The sequence below is a fragment of the Mesorhizobium sp. M1403 genome, from assembly GCF_040317695.1.
GTDB lineage: Bacteria > Pseudomonadota > Alphaproteobacteria > Rhizobiales > Rhizobiaceae > Mesorhizobium.
In genome coordinates this window covers 206,301-227,414 of sequence record NZ_JAMYKY010000005.1, presented here as the reverse complement: position 1 = coordinate 227,414, position 21,114 = coordinate 206,301, and the positions used below count along the sequence as shown (strand labels likewise).

18 protein-coding genes are annotated in these 21,114 nt (G+C 64.4%); 13 read left to right on the top strand and 5 right to left on the bottom strand.

The window, feature by feature from the left end:
* Positions 1-56 precede the first annotated feature (56 nt).
* The 5 genes from NKH01_RS12370 to NKH01_RS12350 all read right to left on the bottom strand — a co-directional run bounded on the left by NKH01_RS12370 (position 57) and on the right by NKH01_RS12350 (position 6,988).
* Positions 57-1,646, bottom strand: a complete 1,590-nt coding sequence (locus tag NKH01_RS12370) for an indolepyruvate oxidoreductase subunit beta family protein (RefSeq protein WP_353020328.1) — start codon at positions 1,644-1,646, stop codon at positions 57-59.
* Positions 1,639-3,792: a thiamine pyrophosphate-dependent enzyme gene (locus NKH01_RS12365; protein WP_353020327.1), complete on the bottom strand. Its 2,154-nt coding sequence runs from the start codon at positions 3,790-3,792 to the stop codon at positions 1,639-1,641. Before NKH01_RS12365 ends, NKH01_RS12370 begins: the two co-directional genes overlap by 8 nt.
* A 45-nt stretch (positions 3,793-3,837) precedes the next feature.
* On the bottom strand, positions 3,838-4,314 hold the full coding sequence (locus NKH01_RS12360) for a MarR family winged helix-turn-helix transcriptional regulator (protein ID WP_023717860.1): 477 nt from the start codon (positions 4,312-4,314) through the stop codon (positions 3,838-3,840).
* A complete protein-coding gene (locus NKH01_RS12355) occupies positions 4,314-5,885 on the bottom strand; it encodes a phytoene desaturase family protein (RefSeq protein WP_352917996.1) in 1,572 nt (523 codons plus the stop codon). The genes NKH01_RS12360 and NKH01_RS12355 overlap by 1 nt, the downstream gene beginning before the upstream one ends.
* 311 nt (positions 5,886-6,196) lie before the next feature.
* The gene (locus NKH01_RS12350; protein WP_352815801.1) at positions 6,197-6,988 is read right to left on the bottom strand and encodes a cyclase family protein; all 792 of its coding nucleotides are present in this window, start codon (positions 6,986-6,988) and stop codon (positions 6,197-6,199) included.
* Between the two features lie 122 nt (positions 6,989-7,110).
* Here NKH01_RS12350 and NKH01_RS12345 point away from each other — a divergent pair, with 122 nt between their 5' ends.
* The 13 genes from NKH01_RS12345 to NKH01_RS12285 all read left to right on the top strand — a co-directional run bounded on the left by NKH01_RS12345 (position 7,111) and on the right by NKH01_RS12285 (position 20,960).
* Positions 7,111-8,685: a phytoene desaturase family protein gene (locus tag NKH01_RS12345; RefSeq protein ID WP_353020325.1), complete on the top strand. Its 1,575-nt coding sequence runs from the start codon at positions 7,111-7,113 to the stop codon at positions 8,683-8,685.
* 108 nt (positions 8,686-8,793) lie between these two features.
* The gene (locus tag NKH01_RS12340; RefSeq protein ID WP_352590795.1) at positions 8,794-10,320 is read left to right on the top strand and encodes an ABC transporter substrate-binding protein; all 1,527 of its coding nucleotides are present in this window, start codon (positions 8,794-8,796) and stop codon (positions 10,318-10,320) included.
* Positions 10,321-10,390: 70 nt separating this feature from the next.
* Positions 10,391-11,398, top strand: a complete 1,008-nt coding sequence (locus NKH01_RS12335) for an ABC transporter permease (RefSeq protein WP_023717865.1) — start codon at positions 10,391-10,393, stop codon at positions 11,396-11,398.
* Positions 11,391-12,239: an ABC transporter permease gene (locus tag NKH01_RS12330; protein ID WP_352895777.1), complete on the top strand. Its 849-nt coding sequence runs from the start codon at positions 11,391-11,393 to the stop codon at positions 12,237-12,239. The genes NKH01_RS12335 and NKH01_RS12330 overlap by 8 nt, the downstream gene beginning before the upstream one ends.
* Entirely contained in the window at positions 12,236-13,126 is an 891-nt protein-coding gene (locus NKH01_RS12325; RefSeq protein WP_352590791.1) for an ABC transporter ATP-binding protein, read from the top strand. Before NKH01_RS12330 ends, NKH01_RS12325 begins: the two co-directional genes overlap by 4 nt.
* A complete protein-coding gene (locus NKH01_RS12320; RefSeq protein ID WP_352847044.1) occupies positions 13,119-13,949 on the top strand; it encodes an ATP-binding cassette domain-containing protein in 831 nt (276 codons plus the stop codon). The genes NKH01_RS12325 and NKH01_RS12320 overlap by 8 nt, the downstream gene beginning before the upstream one ends.
* 80 nt (positions 13,950-14,029) lie before the next feature.
* A complete protein-coding gene (locus tag NKH01_RS12315) occupies positions 14,030-14,629 on the top strand; it encodes a VOC family protein (RefSeq protein WP_353020323.1) in 600 nt (199 codons plus the stop codon).
* Positions 14,630-14,771: 142 nt separating this feature from the next.
* Positions 14,772-17,066, top strand: a complete 2,295-nt coding sequence (locus NKH01_RS12310; protein WP_353020321.1) for a bifunctional salicylyl-CoA 5-hydroxylase/oxidoreductase — start codon at positions 14,772-14,774, stop codon at positions 17,064-17,066.
* The gene (locus NKH01_RS12305) at positions 17,063-17,836 is read left to right on the top strand and encodes an SDR family NAD(P)-dependent oxidoreductase (protein WP_023717869.1); all 774 of its coding nucleotides are present in this window, start codon (positions 17,063-17,065) and stop codon (positions 17,834-17,836) included. Before NKH01_RS12310 ends, NKH01_RS12305 begins: the two co-directional genes overlap by 4 nt.
* Positions 17,830-18,309 carry a MarR family winged helix-turn-helix transcriptional regulator gene (locus tag NKH01_RS12300; protein ID WP_023717870.1) on the top strand — a complete coding sequence of 160 codons (480 nt, stop codon included), beginning with the start codon at positions 17,830-17,832 and terminating at the stop codon, positions 18,307-18,309. Before NKH01_RS12305 ends, NKH01_RS12300 begins: the two co-directional genes overlap by 7 nt.
* Positions 18,297-19,109 carry an enoyl-CoA hydratase family protein gene (locus tag NKH01_RS12295; RefSeq protein WP_023717871.1) on the top strand — a complete coding sequence of 271 codons (813 nt, stop codon included), beginning with the start codon at positions 18,297-18,299 and terminating at the stop codon, positions 19,107-19,109. The genes NKH01_RS12300 and NKH01_RS12295 overlap by 13 nt, the downstream gene beginning before the upstream one ends.
* Before the next feature lie 231 nt (positions 19,110-19,340).
* Complete coding sequence (locus NKH01_RS12290) at positions 19,341-20,489, top strand: acyl-CoA dehydrogenase family protein (RefSeq protein WP_353020320.1); 1,149 nt, start codon at positions 19,341-19,343, stop codon at positions 20,487-20,489.
* 75 nt (positions 20,490-20,564) lie between these two features.
* The gene (locus NKH01_RS12285; protein WP_352483286.1) at positions 20,565-20,960 is read left to right on the top strand and encodes a RidA family protein; all 396 of its coding nucleotides are present in this window, start codon (positions 20,565-20,567) and stop codon (positions 20,958-20,960) included.
* Positions 20,961-21,114: the final 154 nt, after the last annotated feature.

Sequence of the window (21,114 nt, the reverse complement as noted above, 5' to 3'; positions counted from 1 at the left end):
CGCGTCGAAGGCGACATGGACGCAGACTGAGTTGCAGCCGGGGTTGAACGAGCGCCTCAGCTCGGCGAGGTGTCGCCCAGCGACGCCACGGTTTTCAGCGCGCCGTCGAGCATGTCGCCCTTTTCGTCCTTCAGCGCCGCTTCGCGCAGGCGTCTGATCCAGTCGGCGGCGTCCGGGCGGCCCTTGAGCAGGTCGAGCGCCGACAGCACCCGGTCGAATTTCGACTGCGCGCGGGCATGGGTATCGCTGTAGCCTTTGATCAGCCGGCGGCAGTTGAGGATCTCCGTGCCAAGCGCGTAGTCCTGGCCGACTTGGCCGAGCGCCAGCGCATACCAGCGCTCGAGATGCGCGGTCTCGATCTTGTGGCGCAGCAGGCGGCGGCGCCAGCGGCGCAGGCCGCCGATGAACCACAATGCGGCAAAGCCGGCAAAACTGTCGGTGCGGATGTGGCGGCCGCGATTGATGCGGCGGTCGAGGAAGGCGGCGAGCTTCGGCCGGCTTTCGATGTAGCTGCCGAGCCCGGCCGGCAGCGTGCCGCAGAATTCCTCAATGCGCGGATGGAAATATTCGGTCACCTGCAGGACCGAGCCGTCCTTGACGCCGACCTCGCGGCGTACGCGTCGGTCGCGGCTCGAGCGCGTCTTGAGGTCGGCGACGCGGATCATGTCGTCGTAGCACATCGCATTGGCCAGATGCTTGGCGGCGGCGATCGACAGCGCGTAGTCATGTTCGGCATTGTCCAGGACGACGGCCCGGTCTAGCCGGTCGAGATACTCGCCGCCATAGGCGATGTCCTGATAGTCGACAACCTTTTTCAGACCGCGCATCGCCATGTCGCGGACAGGAGCCGGCAAAGCATCGACCCGGGCGGCCAGGTGCTGCCAGCCTCGCAAGAGACTTTGCGGGCCGCTGACTTTTGTCGCCGCGCCCGAGCCAGTTTCAGCGGCTGCCGGCTGTGCCGTCTTATCGCCCGAAGGCGCACTCGCGATGCCGCGCGCCCGATCGTAGGAGGCGCCGAAGGCGGCGAGGCTGGCCTTCACACCGCGGCCGCCGGCACTGACCGCCTGCTCGTAGCTCTCGCGTGTGAACGGCAAGGCATCGGAGCCGGCCAGCGCGCCGAGCAGGCTGGCCGAGATCATCGAGCCGTTGTCGGCGGCGATCTTCTCCATGTCGAAGGCGATGAAGCGCTTGGCCGCGGCTTCCGCCGTGGCATGCACCTTGGCGGACGAGGCGCGGCCGTCGCCAGGCTCGATCTTTTCCGAGACAGCTGCGATGCGGTGCGACGAGGCGATCAGTGTCGTGCGCTCCGGCGTGACGAAGCCGCGGATGATGGCGCGGCCGGCCTCCATCAGTTCGGCGGCGATCAATATATCGACGTCGCCCTGCGACGGCGACAGCGCGAAGACCGGCAGCCGGCCGCTGTCGCGGCACATCTCGACGTAATAGATGGTGGCGCCGGTGCGCTGGGCGACGCCGGCGACCGAGGTCGATTGCGCGACATAGCCGTTGCGCTCGGCAACGTCGGTGATCCAGTCGGCCAGCACGCCGCCGCCCTGGCCGCCGACCGCCAGCACGGCAAGCTTGATGACGCGCTCGTCGTCCGGCGCGCCGGCCTTGGAACGGGCTGATGGGACAGCGTCAAGCATCGGCGAATGTCAGGCGCCGGCTTTCACGGCGCCGCTGCAAGAGGCCGATCATGGCGCGGCGCGCCGCTTCCAGGAAACGGTCCCGGCGGCTCGGATTGTGCACCACGTCGGCGCGGTAAAAGGACGGGCAGAGCACCGCCGCGTCGGCAACCTCGCCGCAATTGCCACAGCCGACGCAGCTCTCGTCGATATGCGCCACCGGATCGTCGCGCAGCGGGTCGTCCAGCGACTTCACCGATAGCGACGGGCAGCCGGAAAGCCGCATACAGGCGTGATCGCCAGTGCAGATATCCTCGTCGACGCCGAATTTCGGCTTGACCGTCCGCTTACCGCCCTTGATCGCCTTGTCGACCAGAGGCTTTTCGCGGCGCTGCCGGTTGAGCATGCATTCGGACGAGGCGACGATGACTTTTGGGCCCTTTTCGTCCGTCGTCAGCGCTTCGCGCAGCGCGTCTTGCATCTTGGTTACGTCGTAGGTGCGGTCGATGTGGCGCAGCCATTTGACGCCCATCCCCTTCACCGCCTCGGTGATCGGATGCTTGGTCGACTTCGTCTTGTTGCCGGCGCGGGACGACAGGATGTCCTGCCCTCCGGTCGCGGCCGAATAGAAATTGTCGACGATGACGATGACGCCGTCATTCTTGTTGAACACCGCATTGCCGATCGATGAGGTCAGGCCGTTGTGCCAGAAGCCGCCATCGCCGACGAAGGAGATCGAGCGGCGCCTGGCATCGGGCGCATTGAACGCCGAGGCGGAAGCCGGCCCCAATCCGTAGCCCATGGTGGTGGCGCCCAGCTCGAAAGGCGGCATGATCGAGAACAGGTGGCAGCCTATGTCGGAGGCGATGTGGTGCTTGCCCAGTTCCTGCTCGACCAGCTTGGTGGCGGCGAAGATCGGCCGTTCCGGGCAGCCGACGCAGAAGCCGGGCGGACGGCCCGGGACGACATTGATCAGGTCGGCCGTATCGAGCCCGTCGCCGATCTTGTTCGGGGCGCGGACCTCGCTTGGCAGCAGATGCGGGATGGTGGCGCGCAGGAACGATCCGATGCCGTCGAGCATCACCTGGCCGGTGTATTCGCCGGCCATAGGCAGATGTTCCTTGCCGACGAGCTTGGTGCCGCGCCCGGCCTTGTGCAGCATCGCGGCAAAGGCTTGCTCGATGTAATTGGGCTGGCCTTCCTCGACGACGAGGACGGCGTCCTTGCCTTCGCAGAAGGACAGAAACTCGTCATCGACCAGCGGGTAGACGGCGTTCAGCACATAGAGCGGCACGTCGGTGTCGCCATAGGTGTCGGCGAGGCCGAGCCGCTGCAGCGCCCGGATGACGGAATTGTACATGCCGCCCTGCATGACGATGCCGACCGCGCCGTGCTCCGGGCCGAAGAACTCGTTGATCTTGTTGTCGCGGATGAAATCCACCGCCGCCGGCCAGCGTTTCTGCACCTTTTCCTTCTCGTGCAGGAAGGACGCGGGCGGCAGCACGATGCGGCCGGTGTCGCGGCGCGGCGCCTCGAGCGCATCGGCGACCGTCATCGCCGGGCGCTTGTTATCCTTGGCGATGAAATGGCCGTGCACATGGCAGCAGCGGATGCGCACCTGCAGCATGACCGGCGTGTTGGAAACCTCGGACAGCTCGAAGCCGTCCTCTACCGCCTTGACGATCGACGGCAGGTTCGGTCGCGGGTCGAGCAGCCAGACCTGGCTTTTCATGGCGAAGGCGTGGCTGCGCTCCTGCATGATCGACGATCCTTCGCCGTAATCCTCGCCGACGATGATCAGTGCGCCGCCGGTGACGCCGCCGGACGCCAGGTTGGCCAGCGCGTCGGACGCGACATTGGTGCCGACCGTCGACTTGAAGGTCGCCGCGCCGCGGATCGGATAGTGCACCGATGCCGCCAGCATGGCGGTCGCGGTGGCTTCCGAGGCGCTTGCCTCGAAATGCACGCCAAGCTCGCCCAGGATATCCTGCGCGTCGGCCAGCACGTCCATCAAATGGCTGATCGGCGCGCCCTGATAGCCGCCGACATAACCGACGCCGCATTGCAGCAGCGCCTTGGTGATGGCCAGAATGCCCTCGCCGGAAAACTCCTCGCCGGCGCCGAGTCTGAGCTTTTCGACTTCCTTGGCAAAAGACCGTTCGGCCATTTTGGGCTCCTTCCGTTGCCGCCAGGAATCTGGCGGCGCGTAAGATCAGATGTCGTGCTTGCGAATGTTCTTCAGCATCTTTTGCAGCGTCGCGATCAGCGCCGCGTATTCGGCATCGTCGATGTCGTCGAACATCGTCTCGAAAGCGTCGTGCATGGCCGGCCAGGCGCGCGCGAATTCGGCGCGGCCATCGTCGGTCAGGAACACATGGCGGATACGGCTGTCGGTAACCCCCTGCTCGCGCCGCACAAACCCTTGTCCCTCCAGCGTGTCGAGCGTACGGCTCAAGGTCGACTGCTCGATGACGGTATAGACCGACAGATCGTTGACGGTGACGCCATCGGTGACCGACAGGACGGCCAGCGTCCTCACCTGCGGAATGGTCAGGCCCTGCTTGCGGAAATTATCTCGCAAGGTGGCATTGTAGCGGCCCATGATGCGGTTCATCAGATAGGGCGCGAATTGCTGCAGGCCGATCTGGCCCAGTGTCGAGATGCGCTGGCGCACAACCTTCTGTTCCATCACAGCCTCCCCGCCAGGAGGAAGCCGGAGCCGCCACCCAAGCCAGCACCCGGATGGGTCGAGGCGCCGATATGGTAGAGGCCCTTGACGCCGGTATCGTGATTGCGGCTCGTCTTGAACGGCCGCCACAGGAACGACTGGTCGATAGCCGAGGAGCCGCCATAGGGATCGCCGCCGACCAAGTTGATGTTCATCGCTCCCAAATCGGCCGGCGAATAGGCGCGGCGTGCGATGACGCTGTCCTTGAATCCTTCGATATGACTGGCGAGGATCGCTTCGGCGCGGTCGGCATAGGCTTCGCGCAGCGCCTCGGTCCAGCGGCCGTCCGCTGGTGTCTGCAGTTTGCCGGCGGCATCGCCCTTGATATGCCGTGGCGCCTCGGGCAATTGCAGCCACAGGATCGCCTTGCCGTCCGGACAGCGCGACGGGTCGAGCGCATGCGGCTGGCCAACGCAGATGGTCGGCACCTCCGGCAACATACCGCGCACGGCCTCGTTGCAGGCCTTCGACACGCCGTCGAGCCCGGGTGTCAGATGCAGCAGCGCGACCTTGTCCAGGCCCTCGCCGCGCCATGCCGGCGGCTTGTCCAAGGCATAGTGGATCTGGAAATTGCCCTTGCCGTAGAGGTATTTTTGCGCTGCTTCGGCGTCGTCCTTTGCAGCATCCCTGCCGAGCAGCCGGTCGTAAAGCTGGGTCGGCGTGACCGAGCAGATCACGCTCTTCTTGGCGGTCACGATCTCGCCGGAAGCCAGCCGCACGCCGGTTGCACGGCCTCCGCTCTGGACGATGGCCGCGACGTCGGCGCCGGTGCGGATTTCGCCGCCACGTTCCCTGATCAGGGCTTCGAAGGCGGACAGCAGGTTCCTGGCACCGCCCTTGACGATCGGCGCGCCGGCCGCCTCAAGCGCGAAGGCGATGACCTTGGCGATCTGTCCCGAAAACGCATCTTCAGGCCCGAGGCCGGCATGCAGCACCCAGGGCGCCCACAGCGCGCGCATGGTTTCCGACTGGTAGGTGCTTTCCAGCCAGCCGCGCGCCGGCACCAGCGCGTCGCCGACAAAGGCGGCAAGGCCACGCGGGCCGCGCCGCCATGCCTCGCCCGCCAGCAGCTTTGCCGTCGGGTAAGACCACAGGCTGCCGCCGAGCAGCCCGAACAGGAGGCCGGCATTGCGCTCGATCTCGCCGACATCGCTGCCGTGCCGGTCGCCGTCGCCCGCGGCAAGCGCATTGGCCGCCGCGACATTGGCGGCGCGATCGGTGCGCAGGATGGCATGGCTGCCATCCGGACGCAGCACGCCGCTGGGCGTGACGGTGTTGCAAAACTCCAGGCCGTGCCGCGCCAGATCCTTGCCCAGCGCCGCATAGGCCGGCGAGGTGATGAACAGAACGAAGGTCGTCGCCATCACGTCGTGGATGAAGCCGGGCGCGGTGATTTCTTCTGTGCGCATGCAGCCGCCGATGCGGTCGTTGCGCTCGAGCACCAGCACCTTCGCCCCCTTGCCGCCAAGCATCGCGGCGCAGACCAGCGCGTTGATGCCGCTGCCGACGATGATGTGATCAGGAGCGCTCATCGATGCGTGCTCCCGGTGAGCGGAAGGTGGAATTCATTTGCGCGGGTTGGCGTTCCTTCGCGCCCCCCTCTGTCCTGCCGGACATCTCCCCCACTTGGGGGGAGATCGGCTGTCACCGCGGCCTTCGCCACTCTCCAACGTCGCAGGAATGAGCGGGGCGCCGAAACTGCCAATCTCCCCCCAAGTGGGGGAGATGTCCGGCAGGACAGAGGGGGGCGCCGTAGAGCCCCAGCTTTGCAAGGCTGCCGCTCCCAATTCGTCACTACAACGCTGCCTGCGCACATGATCTTCTCCCGAAGACCGCAGCTACCCTATTGCCTTGGCACCAACGCCAACGCGCGGATCGGGCTGCCGGTGCCGTGCTCGATTTTGAGTGGTGCGGCGATCAGGATCGCGCCTTTCGGCGGCAGCCGGTCGAGGTTGCACAGGCTGGCGAGGCCGTAGCGATTGGCCTTGTGCATCAGGCTGTGCGCCGGGAATGGCGGCTCCATGCCGCCGGCCTTGCCGGCATCGGTGCCGATCGTCTCGCTGCCCCAGCCCTTGATGTCCTTGCCGATCAGATACTGGATGGCTTCCGCGGTCGGGCCGGGCGTGTGAGGACCGGTCTCATTGGCGTTGAGGAACTCGGCTTCCGAGCCGTTGCGCTTATACCAGTCGGTGCGCATCACCACCCACTCGCCCGCGTTGATAACGCCATGTTCGGCTTCCCATGCCTTGATGTGATCGACGGCGAGCAGGAAATCGTGATCGGCGGCCGCTTCCTTCGAACAGTCGATGACATTGACGGGTCCGACAAAATTCTGCGCCGGAATGGTGTCGGTGGCGCCGTCCGGATAATCCTTACCGGTGATCCAGTGATTGGGCGCATCAAAATGCGTGCCTGAATGCTCGCCGAGTTTGAGCCAGTTCCACGCCCACCAAGGTCCGTTCTTGTCATAGGCGGAGATGGCGTGGATCTCGATCTTCGGCGTGTCTACCGCCAGTTCCGGCGGCAGCTTGATCAGCGGTGTGTCCGGCCCGAGCGGCGCCGTCAGGTCGACCACCTGGATGGCGCCTGAAAGAAGCTGGCCGGCGACTTCGCCGAGGAGTTGTTGCGTATCCATGGTCTGTGTTCCCTCTTCTTGGATGGCTCTGAAGGCTCGTTGCGGCCCTTAATATCCTACTAGACGAAAACATATGCATCTGCAATTATCTTTAAGCATAAAGGAAATGGGTTGGGTGGGATGTGAGCGAGTTCGACGCCATATTTGTCGGGGCAGGCCACAACAGTCTGGCATGCGCCGCGCATCTGGCGCTCAAAGGCTGGAAAACTGCCGTTTTCGAGCGCGATGCAACGATTGGCGGCGCCGTCCAGACGCGTGAATTCACGCTGCCGGGTTTCCGGCACGATTTCGGCGCGATGAATCTGAGCCTTTTTGCCGGCTCGGCCTTTCACAAGAAATATGCAAATGAATTGAAAACCCACGGGCTGGAATTCGTGCCGGTGGCCGACTGTTTTGCCAGTGCGTTCCCCGACGGCCGCTGGTTCGGTGTCAGCAGCGATCTGGAAACGACCGCTGCACGAATGGCCGCCTTCTCCGCAATCGACGTCGCCACATGGCGCCGCTTGGTTGCGGCATTCCCGGCCGAGGCCGAGCATCTGTTCCGGCTGCTGGGCTCGCCGATGAGCGGTCGAGCGCTCGCCGGCACTGCCTGGAACCTGTGGCGCAAGAAGGGTTTTGCCGGCGCGCTCGATACCGGGCGGCTGCTGCTTTCCTCACCCCGCGCGTGGCTCGAGGAGACTTTCCAGTCGCCGCATGTCAGGGCGACGCTCGCCACCTGGGGCATGCATCTCGACTTCGCCCCCGACATCGCCGGCGGCGCGGTGTTTCCTTACCTCGAATCCATGGCCAACCAGTGCTTCGGCATGGTGCTCGGCAAGGGCGGCGCCGACACCATCATCCGCGCTTTGTCGGGCATGCTCACGGCGGCCGGCGGCAAGATCGTCACTGGGGCTGACGTCGCCGAAATCACGGTGTCCGCCGGCAAGGCGACCGGCGTGCGGCTCGCTTCCGGCGAGATCCACACCGCCACCAGGGCCGTCATCGCCAGTGTCGCGCCCAAGGCGCTGACTGGGAAGCTGTTGCCTGACGGTTCGCGCGACGCCGTTTTCGACACGGCCATGAAAAACTTTCGCCATGCGCCGGGGACGATGATGATCCATCTGGCGCTCGACGATCTGCCGGACTGGCGCGCCGGCGCCGAGCTTCGGCAGTTCGCCTATGTGCATCTGTCGCCGTCGCTTGATGCCATGTCGCGAACCTATCAGCAGGCGATGTCCGGCATGCTGCCGGATGAACCGGTGCTGGTCGTCGGTCAGCCGACCGCGGTCGATCCCTCGCGTGCGCCGGACGGCAAGCATGTGCTGTGGGTGCAGGTGCGCATGCTGCCGGCCGAGATTGTGAGCGATGCGGCGGGCACGATCGCGGCGGCTCACTGGGACGAGGCTAGGGAGCACTACGCCGAGCGCGTCCTCGACATTATCGAGCGCTATGCGCCCGGCCTTCGCCGGAAGATCCTCGGCCGCGCCGTGTTCTCGCCCATCGACCTCGAACGCGAGAACCCCAACCTTGTCGGCGGCGACCAGATCTGCGGCAGCCATCATCTGGCGCAGAATTTCCTGTTCCGGCCGGCGCGCGGCTACGCCGGCTGGAACACGCCGGTCGGCAATCTGCATCTGACCGGGGCGGCAACATGGCCGGGCGCCGGCACTGGTGCGGGCTCGGGCTTCATGCTCGCACAACAACTTGGCGGGAGGTAAAGCCGTAATTTTCAACTAGGGTGAAGGAGGACAAGGCGCGGTTGCCCAAGGAGCCTGAACCCACCGATTGACAACGACACCGCGCATAAAAGCAACAGGGGAACGACCATGACAATCAACAGACGAGAATTGCTCGGATATGGCGCGGCCGCGCTTGGCGCTACGGCGCTCGGCCTGCCGCAAATCGCCAAGGCTGCCGGCGAACTGACCATCGCCTACAATGTCAACCTGCCGTCCTGGGACCCGACCACCGGGCCTTCGGCAGTCAACCCGACCATCCAGGGCCTTTACCAATCGGTGTTCGACCAGTTCATCCCGCAGAAGCCGGACCTTTCCTTCGCGCCCGGCCTGCTCACCGAATGGGGCTGGAACGAAGATCGCAGCAAGATCACGATGACGGTGCGCGAGGGCGTCACCTGGCATGACGGCTCGCCATTTACGGCCGAAGACGTGGTCTGGTCGCTGCAGCGGGCGGGCGATGAAAAGACCGGCAACCCGATCCAGTTCGTCTGGAAGAACGTCAACAATTTCAAGATCGACGGCAACAAGATCACCGGCGATGTCGTGCAATTCGACCCAGTGTATTTCAAATGGATGTCGTTCCTGACCGGCTACATCATGCCGAAGGCCTATTACGAAAAGGTCGGCGCCGAAGGCTTCGAGAAAGCTCCGATCGGCACCGGGCCCTATATGGTCGACAAATTCGAGCGCAACGCCTTCCTGCGTCTCAAGGCCAACCCGAACTACTGGGGCGGCAAGCCGGCCTTCGAAAACGTGACCATCAAGTTCGTCACCGATGCGGCGAGCCGCGTCGCCGAGATCGAGTCCGGTTCCTCGCAGGTTACGCTCGAAATCCCCTATGAGGAATATGACCGCCTGATCGCCAAGGACGGGCTTGCCGGCTCGTGCAAGAACGTTTCCGACATCGGCATGATCTTTTTCAACGACATCGACGTGATGCTGGACAAGAATATCCGCCAGGCGGCGGTGATGGCGGTCGACAAGAAGCTGCTGGTCGACCGGCTGCTGCGCGGCTACGGACAGCCCATCGATACGCTGGAGACGCCGGAATACGCTGCCTACGATCCGTCGATCAAGGTCGAGCACAATCCGGAAAAGGCCAAGGAATTGCTGGCCGCATCCGGCTATTCGCCGGAAAAGCCGGTCAAGTTCACGATCCAGACGACCAAGGGCTTCAAGCCCAAGGATTACGAGATGATCCAGGCGATCGTCGGCATGTGGCGCAAGGTCGGCATCGAGGCGACGATCGAGGTCTACGAAATCGCCAAGCACTACGAGCTGCGCGCCGCCGACAAGCTGGCGCCGGCAGCCTTCTACAATTGGGGCAACGCCATCGGCGACCCCACCACTTCGACCGGCTTTGCCATGTATGGCCCGAGCCCGCATTCGGTGTGGGACAGCCAGGACTTGATCGACATGATCAACCCGCTATGGGGCGAGAAGGACGAGGCCAAGCGCATCGCCGGCTGGAAGGCCGTCGACAAATACATCGCCGAGCAGGCCTATGTGCTGCCGCTGATCCAGTATGCGCAGCCGATCGTGCATGCCAAGGGCGTCAATGTCGTGCAGCATGTGTCGGGCGCGCTGTTGCCGGCGCTGATGAGCCCGGCCTGAGATCGGCCCGGGACTAACGCGCGCCGTCTGCAACGACGGCGCGCCTTTTCCGCCAGGCATACAGGCGACCATGCTGCTGCAAAGATTCCTGATCCGTCTTCTGACGATGGCGATCACGCTGTTCGGCGTGGCCGTCGTCGTCTTTATCGTCATCCGCGTCGCCCCCGGCGATCCGATCGCGATGATGCTGCCGCCCGGCGCCACCGATGCCGACATCGCGCGGCTGCGCGCGCTGTACGGGCTGGACAAGACGATCGTCCAGCAATTCTTCATCTGGCTGTCCGGCGTAGTCAGAGGCGATTTCGGCACGTCGATCTCACTGCGGCAGGATGTGCTGGGGCTGGTCTTCAATCGCCTCCCGGCGACGCTGGAGCTCGCCTCCGTCGCGCTTGTGATGGCGGTGGCGATCGGCGGCACGATGGCGATCCTCGGCGCGCGCGAGCGCGGCACCGCGGTCGAGGCCGGCATCGACATTGCCAGTGGTGCGGCGCTCTCAATTCCCGATTTCCTGTGGGGTCTGGTGCTGATCTTGTTGTTCGGCGTGCTGGTGCCGGTGTTCGACATTTCCGGCCGGGTGTCGCCGCAACTCGACCTGCCCTTCGCCACGCAATTCTATCTGTTCGAAAGCATCGTGCGACTGCGCTTCGACCTGACCAGGGACCTGCTGGCACACATGCTGATGCCGGCGATCGCGCTGGCGCTGCCGCTGGCCGCGATCATCTCGCAGCTGCTGAAACAGTCGCTGAAGGAAGTGCTCGACCTCGACTATGTCGTGCTGGCGCGGGTAAAGGGCTTTTCGGAAACGCAGGTCATCCTGCGCGAGGCGTTGAAGAACGCGGCGCTGCCGACGCTCACTCTGGTCGGCGTGCAGTTTACCTTCCTGATCGGCGGCACGGTCATCGTCGAACGGCTGTTTTCCTATGAAGGTCTCGGCAATATGGCGATCGATGCCGTCATCAATCGCGACCTGCCGCTGATCCAGGGCATCGTGCTGGTCTTCGCGCTGTTGTTCGTGCTGATCAACCTTGCCGTCGACATGATGTACGCGTTGCTCAATCCGAGGCTGCGCCATGGATGAGGCCCGCATTTCAAGACATGGCTCGCGCGCCCGCTTGTGGCTGGCCGGCGGCTGGCTGCTGATTGGGCTGCTGGCCGCAATTTTTGCGCCGCTGGTCGCACCGCAGGACCCGCTGGCGCAGGATCTGATGCTGGAGCGGCTGCCGCCGTTCTGGCTGAGTGGTGCCGAGCCCGGCTACTGGCTCGGCACCGACAGCCTCGGCCGCGATCTCCTGTCACGGCTGATCTTCGGTGCCCGCATCGCCTTCATCGTCGCCTTCGCGGCAGCCCTTGCCGCCTGCCTGGTCGGCTCGACGCTCGGCCTGATCGCCGGCTATTTCGGCGGCTGGGCCGACCGCATCATCTCGCGTATCGTCGATGTCTGGATGGCGTTTCCGCCGGTGCTGTTTGCCATCCTTCTGGTCGCCGTGCTCGGCACCGGCTTGAGCTCGGTCATCATCGCCATCGCCGTCATCGACTGGACGCGCTTCTGCCGGGTGATCCGCGCCGAGACCATGGGTCAGTCGCGCATGGACTATGTCGAGAACGCCCGCATCGCCGGCTATGGCCGCATCGGCATCATGCTGCGCGAGGTGCTGCCCAATGTGGTGCCGTCGATTGTGGCGCTGCTGTCGCTGGAGATGGGCATTGCCGTCATCGTCGAGGCGATCCTGTCTTTCGTCAATCTGTCGATCTCGACAGACGACCCGACCTGGGGCGGCATCATCGCCGAGGGCCGCCTGTCGATCCATCAGGCCTGGTGGGTGCTGGTGTTCCCGCTGGTCACGCTGATCCTGACGGTGCTGTCGTTCAGCCAGTTCGGCGAGGGCCTCAGGGCGCGTTTCGATCCGGTGCTGCGATGAACGCGCCTGCGAAACCCTGCCTGGACATACGCAACCTTAGCGCGGTGCTGCCTAATGGCTTGCGCGTGCTGCGCTCGGTGTCGCTCGCCGTCGAGCCCGGAGAAGTCCGCGCGCTGGTCGGCGAGAGCGGCGCCGGCAAGACAATGATCGGCAAGGCCGTGCTCGGCGTGCTGCCACCGAGCGTGCGCATCGTCGAAGGCGATATGCTGCTCGAAGGCGAGGATCTGGGCCGGCTGGCACCCAAGGCAAGGCGCACCCTGATCGGAGCGCGCACGGCGCTGATCCCGCAAGACCCGCTGACGGCGCTCAATCCGTCACGGCGCATCGGCCCGCAAATGACCGACCGGCTGGTGCGCATCCTCGGCTGGAGCGGTGAGAAGGCCGATGCACGCATCCGCCAATTGCTGGACGAGGTGCAGATCCGCGACCCCGAGCGCGTGCTCAAATGCTATCCGCACGAGCTGTCCGGCGGCATGCGGCAGCGCGTGCTAATCGCCGCGGCGTTTGCAGCCGAACCAAGGCTGATCGTCGCCGACGAGCCGACGACCGCGCTCGACGTGACCGTGCAGAAACAGATCTTGCGGCTGATCGCGCAATTACAGCGCGAGCACGGCACGGCGATCCTGTTCGTTACTCACGATCTCGGTGTGGTTGCCAAGATCAGCCAGAAAGTTTCGGTGCTCTATGCTGGCAAGGTGGTGGAAGAGGCCGATACCGCAGCGCTGTTCGCCGCACCCCAGCACCCTTATACGCTGGCGCTGATGGCGGCGACACCGCGTTACACCGATCCGTTCGCCTCGCTGAAGCCGGTCGACGACAAGGTACTGGCCGGGCTGGCCGCGGAGATCGCCGCCGCCGACCAGGCATGGAGGCGACCGCATGGTTGAGCCGCTGTTTTCCGTGCGCGGGTTGAAGGTTGCGTTGCCCGATATGACGCGCAAACCGCTGATCGGCCGGGCGCCGCTGGCCGAGATCCTGAAAGGCCTGGATTTCGACCTGCCAAGGGGATCGGTGACCGGCATCGTCGGCGAATCCGGCTCCGGCAAATCGACGCTCGGCCGCGCGCTGGTGCGCCTGCTGGAGCCCAGTGCCGGCAACGTCATGTTCGACGGCCGCGACATCACACATCTGCCTGAGGCCGAGCTCCGGCCGCTGCGCCGCAATCTGCAGATGATCTTCCAGGATCCGATGTCGTCGCTCAACCCGCGCCGCACCATCTTCAGCATCATTGCAGCACCCCTCAAACAGAACGGGCTTGGCGACAATCTCAAGGCACGCGTCGCGGAGGCGCTGCAGCGCGTCGGCCTGCCGCAGAGCTTTGCCGGCCGCTACCGTCACGAATTGTCGGGCGGCCAGCGCCAGCGCGTCGGCATTGCCCGCGCACTGGCGCTGTCGCCGAAATTCGTGCTGGCCGACGAAATCGTCTCCGGCCTCGACGTCTCGACCCAGGCGCAGATCCTGACGTTGCTGGAAAAACTCGCCGCCGAAATGGGCCTGACCGTTGCCTTTATCAGCCACGATCTGTCGGTGATCCGGAGGCTCTGCCGGCAAGTGATCGTCATGCGCGAAGGCGCGATCGTCGAAGCCAGCGCGACGGATACTTTGTTCGAGCACCCGCGGCAGGCCTACACGCGCGACCTCCTCGCCGCCATTCCGCTGCCCGAGATCGATGACGCCTGGCTGCTTCCCGCCCCAAAGGCGCCGGCATGAAGCACAATCCTATTCGCACGCCGAAGAGCGGGCCTCGGGCGTGCGCCCGGCAAAATGTCCCGCTATGGAGGATGACTGATATGAAGAATGCGATCCGATATGCGACGCTTGCAGCCACCGTGCTGGGAAGCATCGGCACCACTTGCGCCAGTTCCATACCCGGCATGCGTGGCCACGACCACACCGGCGTCACCGTCCCCGACATGCAGCAGGCGGTCGATTTCTTCACCGAAGTGGTTGGCTGCAAGAAGGCGATGTCGTTCGGCCCGTTCGCCGACGACAAGGGCACATTCATGCAGGATCTGCTGGGCGTCTATCCCAAGGCGGTGATCGAGGAGATCACCCTGGTCCGCTGCGGACACGGGTCGAACATCGAGCTGTTCAAATACACCGCGCCGGACCAGAAGGACCTGACGCCTCGCAACAGCGACATAGGCGGCTTCCATATCGCCTTCTATGTCGACGACATCGCCGCCGCAAAAGCCTATCTTGACGGCAAGGGCGTCAAGACGCGAATGGGACCGCTGCCGGTTACCGAAGGCCCCGCCGCCGGCCAGGCCATCCTTTACTTCCAGGCCCCTTGGGGCTTGCAGTTGGAAGCGATCAGCTATCCCAATGGCATGGCCTATGAAAAGGATGCAGAAACGGTGCTGTGGAGCCCGAAGAACCCGGAAAAATAGCCCGGGAGTCCCTGGCCTGCCGAGCCGACTGCCGGCAAGGCGAGTTATCCGGGGCGGATTGTTTCAATCTTGAAACTTCAAGCTTGAATTAATTTTCCTCAGGCGTAAACTCGACAAACAGAAGCGAAGAGGAGATCGCACGATGAAAGTTGCGGTTCTCGGCGGCGGACCAGCCGGCCTCTACTTTGCCATCTCGATGAAGCTCCGGGATGCGGCGCATGAGGTGACGGTGTTCGAGCGCAACCGTGCCGACGATACGTTCGGCTGGGGCGTCGTGCTGTCGGCCGAAACGCTGGAGAACCTGACCAGGAACGACCCGGTCAGCGCCGTCTGGATCCGCAAGCATTTTGCCTATTGGGACGATATCGCCGTTATCCATGACGGCGTGCGCACGGTCTCGACCGGTCACGGCTTTTGCGGCATCGGCCGCAAGCGGCTGCTCACGCTGCTGCAGCGGCGGGCGCGCGAACTCGGCGTCAAGCTGGTCTTCGAGACCGACATCGCCGATCCCAAGCCATATATGGAGACGCACGATCTGGTCGTCGCCGCCGATGGGCTGAACTCGAAAGCGCGGGGCGCCTTCGTCGACGTGTTCAAGCCCGATATCGATGTCCGCAAATGCAAGTTTGTCTGGCTCGGCACCCGTCAGAAATTCGATGACGCCTTCACCTTCATCTTCGAGAAAACCGAACATGGCTGGGTCTGGGCGCATGGCTACCAGTTCGACAGCGATACCGCGACCTTCATCGTCGAATGCAGCGAGCAGACCTGGCAACGCTTCGGCTTCGGCGCGATGTCTCAGCAGGAATCGATTGCTGTCTGCGAGCGCATCTTTGCCCGCCATCTCGGCGGCCACGCGCTGATGACCAATGCCAATCATATCCGCGGCTCGGCCTGGATCAATTTCCCGCGCGTCTTGTGCGAACGCTGGTCCTACAAGAACCTGGCGCTGATGGGCGACGCGGCGGCGAGCGCGCATTTCTCGATCGGGTCCGGCACCAAGCTGGCGCTGGAAAGCGCGGTGGCGCTGGCCGACTATGTCGAGTCCGAGCCGGACCTCGAGGCAGCCTTCCGCAAATATGAGGACGCCCGCCGCACCGAAGTGCTGAAGCTGCAGTCGGCGGCACGCAATTCGCTCGAATGGTTCGAGGAGGTCGAGCGCTATCTCGGCCTCGATCCGGTGCAGTTCAATTATTCGCTGCTGACGCGTTCGCAGCGCATCAGTCACGAGAATTTGCGGCTGCGCGATGCCGAATGGCTGGCCGGCGCCGAGGAATGGTTCCAACGTCAGGCCGGTGCTGGCGGCAACAGTCTGCGTCGCGCGCCGATGTTTGCGCCGTTCCGGCTGCGCGACATGGCGCTGCAGAACCGTATCGTCGTCTCGCCGATGGCGCAGTACAAGGCGGTCGACGGCTGTCCGACCGACTGGCATTTCGCCCACTATGCCGAACGGGCCAAGGGCGGCGCCGCTCTCCTCTACATCGAGATGACCTGCGTCAGCCCGGAAGGCCGCATCACGCCAGGCTGCCCCGGTTTCTATGCGCCCGAGCATGAGGTCGCCTGGAAGCGGCTGGTCGAGTTCGTTCATGCCGAAACCGAAGCCAAAATCTGTGCGCAGATCGGCCATTCCGGCGCCAAGGGATCGACCCGGCTCGGCTGGCAGGGAACCGACGTGCCGCTGACCTCGGGCAATTGGCCCGTCATGGCGGCATCTTCCGTGCCGTGGTCGCCGCAGAACCAGGTGCCGAAGGCGATGGACCGCGCCGACATGGATACGGTGCGCGAGCAGTTCGTCGCTTCGGCCGAGATGGCGGCGCGCTGCGGCTTCGACATGCTCGAAATCCACGCCGCGCACGGTTATCTCCTGTCCTCCTTCATCACACCCTTGACCAACCGGCGCACCGACTCCTATGGCGGCTCGTTGGAAAACCGCATGCGCTATCCCTTGGAAATCTTTCATGCGGTGCGCGCCGTATGGCCGGCTGAAAAGCCGATCTCGATGCGCATCTCCGCCAATGACTGGCTCGGCATCGAGGGCGTGACGCCGGCCGATTCGGTCGAGATCGCGCGGCAGCTGCATGAAGCCGGAGTCGACATCTGCGACGTGTCGGCCGGCCAGACTTCGGCCGTGGCAAGACCGGTCTATGGCCGCATGTTCCAGACGCCATTTTCCGACCGCATCCGCAACGAAGTCGGCATGGCGACCATGGCGGTCGGCAATATCTACGAGCCGGACCATGTCAACTCGATCCTGATGGCCGGCCGCGCCGACCTCGTCGCACTGGCAAGGCCGCATCTTGCCGATCCCTATTGGACGCTGCATGCGGCGGTCACGCTTGGCGATCGCGGCGTCAAATGGCCGGATCCCTATCTGCCCGGCCGCGACCAACTCTACCGGCTGGCCGAGCGCGAAGCGGCGGCGGGGTTGAAAGTATGAGTTCCGCCGCAGCGATTTCAGGGCGACATGCGCTGGTCACCGGCGGCGGCTCCGGCGTCGGCCGGGCGATCGCGCTGGCGCTGGCCGGCGCAGGCATCGATGTGACCATCTGTGGCCGGCGCGTGGAGCCGCTTGCCGAGGTCGCCGCTCAGAACAAGCGCATCTTCGCCATTGCCGCCGACGTCACCGACGAGGCATCGATGGCGTCGCTCTACGAGGACGCGGAAGCGGCACGCGGACCGTTAGACGTCGTCGTTGCCAATGCCGGCATGTCCGGCAGCGCCTCGGCGCAGCGGACCTCGCTGGCAGACTGGCAGCGCACGCTCGACGTCAACTTGACCGGTGTGTTCCTGACGGTGAAGCCGGCGCTGGCCGGCATGGCCGCGCGCAAGACGGGCCGTATCATCTTCATCGCTTCCACCGCCGGACTGAAAGGCTATCCCTATGTTGCAGCTTATGTCGCAGCCAAGCATGGCGTCGTCGGTCTGATGCGGGCACTCGCCGTCGAGACCGCGAAGTCCGGCGTGACCGTAAATGCGGTGTGCCCGGGTTTCGTCGAAACCGAAATGCTGGAAGGCGCCGTTCGGCGCATCGTCGAAACGACCGGCCGCTCGGCCGAGCAGGCGCGGACAAGCCTTGCCGAGACCAACCCGCAAGGCCGCTTCATCCAGCCAGAGGAAATTGCAGCCGCCGTGCTCTATCTGTGTAGCGACGCCGCCGGGTCGATCACCGGACAAACGATTTCGATCTCCGGAGGTGAGACATGGTAGCCGGTCCCCTGCCCGCCCCGTCCGGACCCGGCAAGGACCGCCTGCGGCTGTGGATACGCTTGCTGCGCGCCTCGCGCACCATCGAGGCCGAGCTGCGCGAACGCTTGCGGCAAGAATTCAACACAACGCTGCCACGCTTCGACGTGATGGCCGCGCTCTACAGGGCGCCCGAGGGCATGCTGATGAGCGACCTGTCGCGCTTCCTGCTAGTGTCCAACGGCAATGTCACGGGCATCATCGACCGGCTGGTCTCGGAAGGGCTGGTGATGCGAGCCCGACGCAATGGCGACCGCCGCACCTCGATGGTACGGCTGACGGAAGAGGGATCGAAGACTTTCGGCGTGATCGCCGCCGCGCATGAAAAATGGGTCGGCGAATTGCTGGGCAATGTGAGCGAGGACGAGGCGCGCCGGCTGACCGGCATGCTGACCTCCTTCCGCAGCAATTGGGAGGGACGGGAATGGCAAAGATAGCCGGCCGCAAGCCGAAGCATTTCCTCTGGCAGGTCGAAGGCAAAATCGCAAAGATCCGGCTTGACCGGCCGGAGCGCAAGAACCCGCTGACCTTCGACAGCTATGCCGAATTGCGCGACACTTTTCGCGATCTCGTCTATGCCGACGACGTCGATGCGGTGGTGTTCCTTCCCAATGGCGGCAATTTCTGCTCGGGCGGCGATGTCCACGAAATCATCGGCCCACTGGTCAAGATGGACATGAAGGCGCTGCTCGCCTTCACTCGCATGACCGGCGATTTCGTCAAGGCGATGCTGAATTGCGGCAAGCCGATTATTGCGGCGGTCGACGGCGTGGCGGTCGGCGCCGGCGCGATTATCGCCATGGCCTCCGACATCCGCATCGCCACGCCACAGGCAAAAACGGCTTTCCTGTTCAGCCGCGTCGGCCTTGCCGGCTGCGACATGGGCGCCTGCGCGATCCTGCCGCGCATCATTGGCCAGGGTCGCGCCGCCGAACTGCTCTATACCGGCCGCACGATGAGCGCCGAGGAAGGCGAGCGCTGGGGCTTCTACAATCGGCTGGTCGATGCCGCAACGCTCGAGGCCGACGCGCTCGACATGGCCGCGCGCATCGTTTCCGGCCCAACCTTCGCCCATGGCATGACCAAGACGCAGCTGAACCAGGAGTGGTCGATGGGCCTCGACCAGGCTATCGAAGCGGAAGCGCAGGCGCAGGCGATCTGCATGCAGACCCGCGATTTCGAACGGGCCTACAAGGCTTTCGTCGCCAAGGAGAAGCCGGTGTTCGAGGGGGATTGAGGATGATCGCTTCCATGGGCACGCTGGCAAGACAGCACCCCCCTCTGGCCTGCCGGCCATCTCCCCCTCAAGGGGGGAGATTGGATGTCAGGCCCGCTTTCGCCAATCTCCAACATCGCCGGGAGAGCAGTGGCAGCGAAGCCGCCAATCTCCCCCCTAGAGGGGGAGATGTCCGGCAGGACAGAGGGGGGCGCCGTGGAGCGCCAGGGCCGGAGAACTGTGGAGGCAGAAATGCCTGACCGTTCCTTCCTCACCTGGCCGTTTTTCGAGGACCATCACCGCGAGTTGGCAGAGCGGCTGGAGGCATGGTGCGCCAAGAACCTGCCGGTCGCGCATGACGATGTCGACGCAGCCTGCCGCGAGCTGGTGGCCAAGCTCGGCCGGGATGGCTGGCTGAAACCGACAGCGCTCGACACCGAAAACCCTGCAGCACTCGACGTGCGCACATTGTGCCTCACGCGCGAAACGCTGGCCCGGCATGACGGGCTGGCCGATTTCGCCTTCGCCATGCAAGGGCTCGGCACCGGCGCGCTCAGCCTGTTCGGCACGCCAGACCAGCAGCACTGGCTGGGGAAGACACGGGCCGGCAAGGCGATTTCGGCTTTCGCACTGTCGGAGGCGCGTTCGGGCTCGGACGTTGCCAATATGGAAATGACGGCCACGCGTGACGGCGATAGCTATATCCTATCCGGCGAAAAAACCTGGATCTCCAACGGCGGTATCGCTGACTTTTATGTTGTCTTTGTCCGTACTGGCGAAGCGCCCGGTGCCAAGGGGCTTTCGGCGTTCATCGTGCCGGCCGAGACAAAGGGCCTGACCATCGCCGAGCGGCTGGAGGTGATCGCGCCGCACCCGCTCGCCCGGCTGTCTTTCGACAATGCCCGCGTTCCAGCCTCGGCGCTGATCGGCAAACCCGGTGATGGTTTTCGCATCGCCTTGTCGGTGCTCGACGTGTTCCGTTCGACGGTCGGGGCAGCTGCGCTCGGCTTTGCCCGGCGCGCGCTGGACGAAAGCATCAAAAGAGTGGCCGAGCGCAGGCTGTTCGGTGCAGCGATGGCCGAGCTGCAGATGGTGCAGGGCCACATCGCCGAGATGGCGCTGGATGTCGATGCCGCCGCCTTGTTGGTCTACCGCGCCGCCTGGACCAAGGACATGGGGACCGCCCGTGTCACCCGCGAAGCGGCGATGGCCAAGCTGTTCGCCACCGACAAGGCGCAGGAGGTGATCGACAGGGCTGTGCAGCTGCATGGCGGCGACGGCGTCCGCAGGGGCCATATCGTCGAAAGACTGTATCGCGAGATCCGGGCACTGCGCATCTACGAGGGAGCGTCGGACGTGCAGAAGGTGGTGATTGCACGGCAAGTGATGGGAGCGGCCTGAGACCGGAGTTTGTGTGGAAGAATTGATTGTCTTTGAGTTTTGAGCGACCGGATTTGAGCATTGGGAGGCTTTGATATGCACACCATCCTGCAGCCGGAAGGCTGGGCGAAACCCGTCGGCTACGCCAATGGCGTCGCCGCGCGTGGGCAGCTTGTCTTCGTCGGCGGGCAGGTCGGCTGGAACGGGCAGGGCCGCTTCGAGACCGACGATCTTGTCGGCCAGGTGAAGCAGACGCTGGCCAATATTGTCGCCGTGCTCGCCGAGGCCGGCGCCAAGCCGCAGCATATCACCTCGATGACCTGGTACTTTACCGACAAGGCGGAATATTTGGCCAATCTCAAGGGGATCGGCGAGGTCTATCGCGAGGTGATCGGCCGGCATTTTCCGGCGATGGCCGCCATGCAGGTGATGGCGTTGGTCGAGGATCGCGCCAAGGTTGAGATCCAGGCCACGGCGGTTATTCCGGACTGATGGCAACACGCGGCAATTTTTTAAGCTTAAAACTTTCGCCTTGAAAAGCGCGGTACTTTGGATAGCATCCGATGTCTTACGACTGCCGTGCCGGGAGGGCTTTCCGGCAGTCCGGTTACTTGGCGTATCAAAACCGTGCGGGGCCAACCCGTCC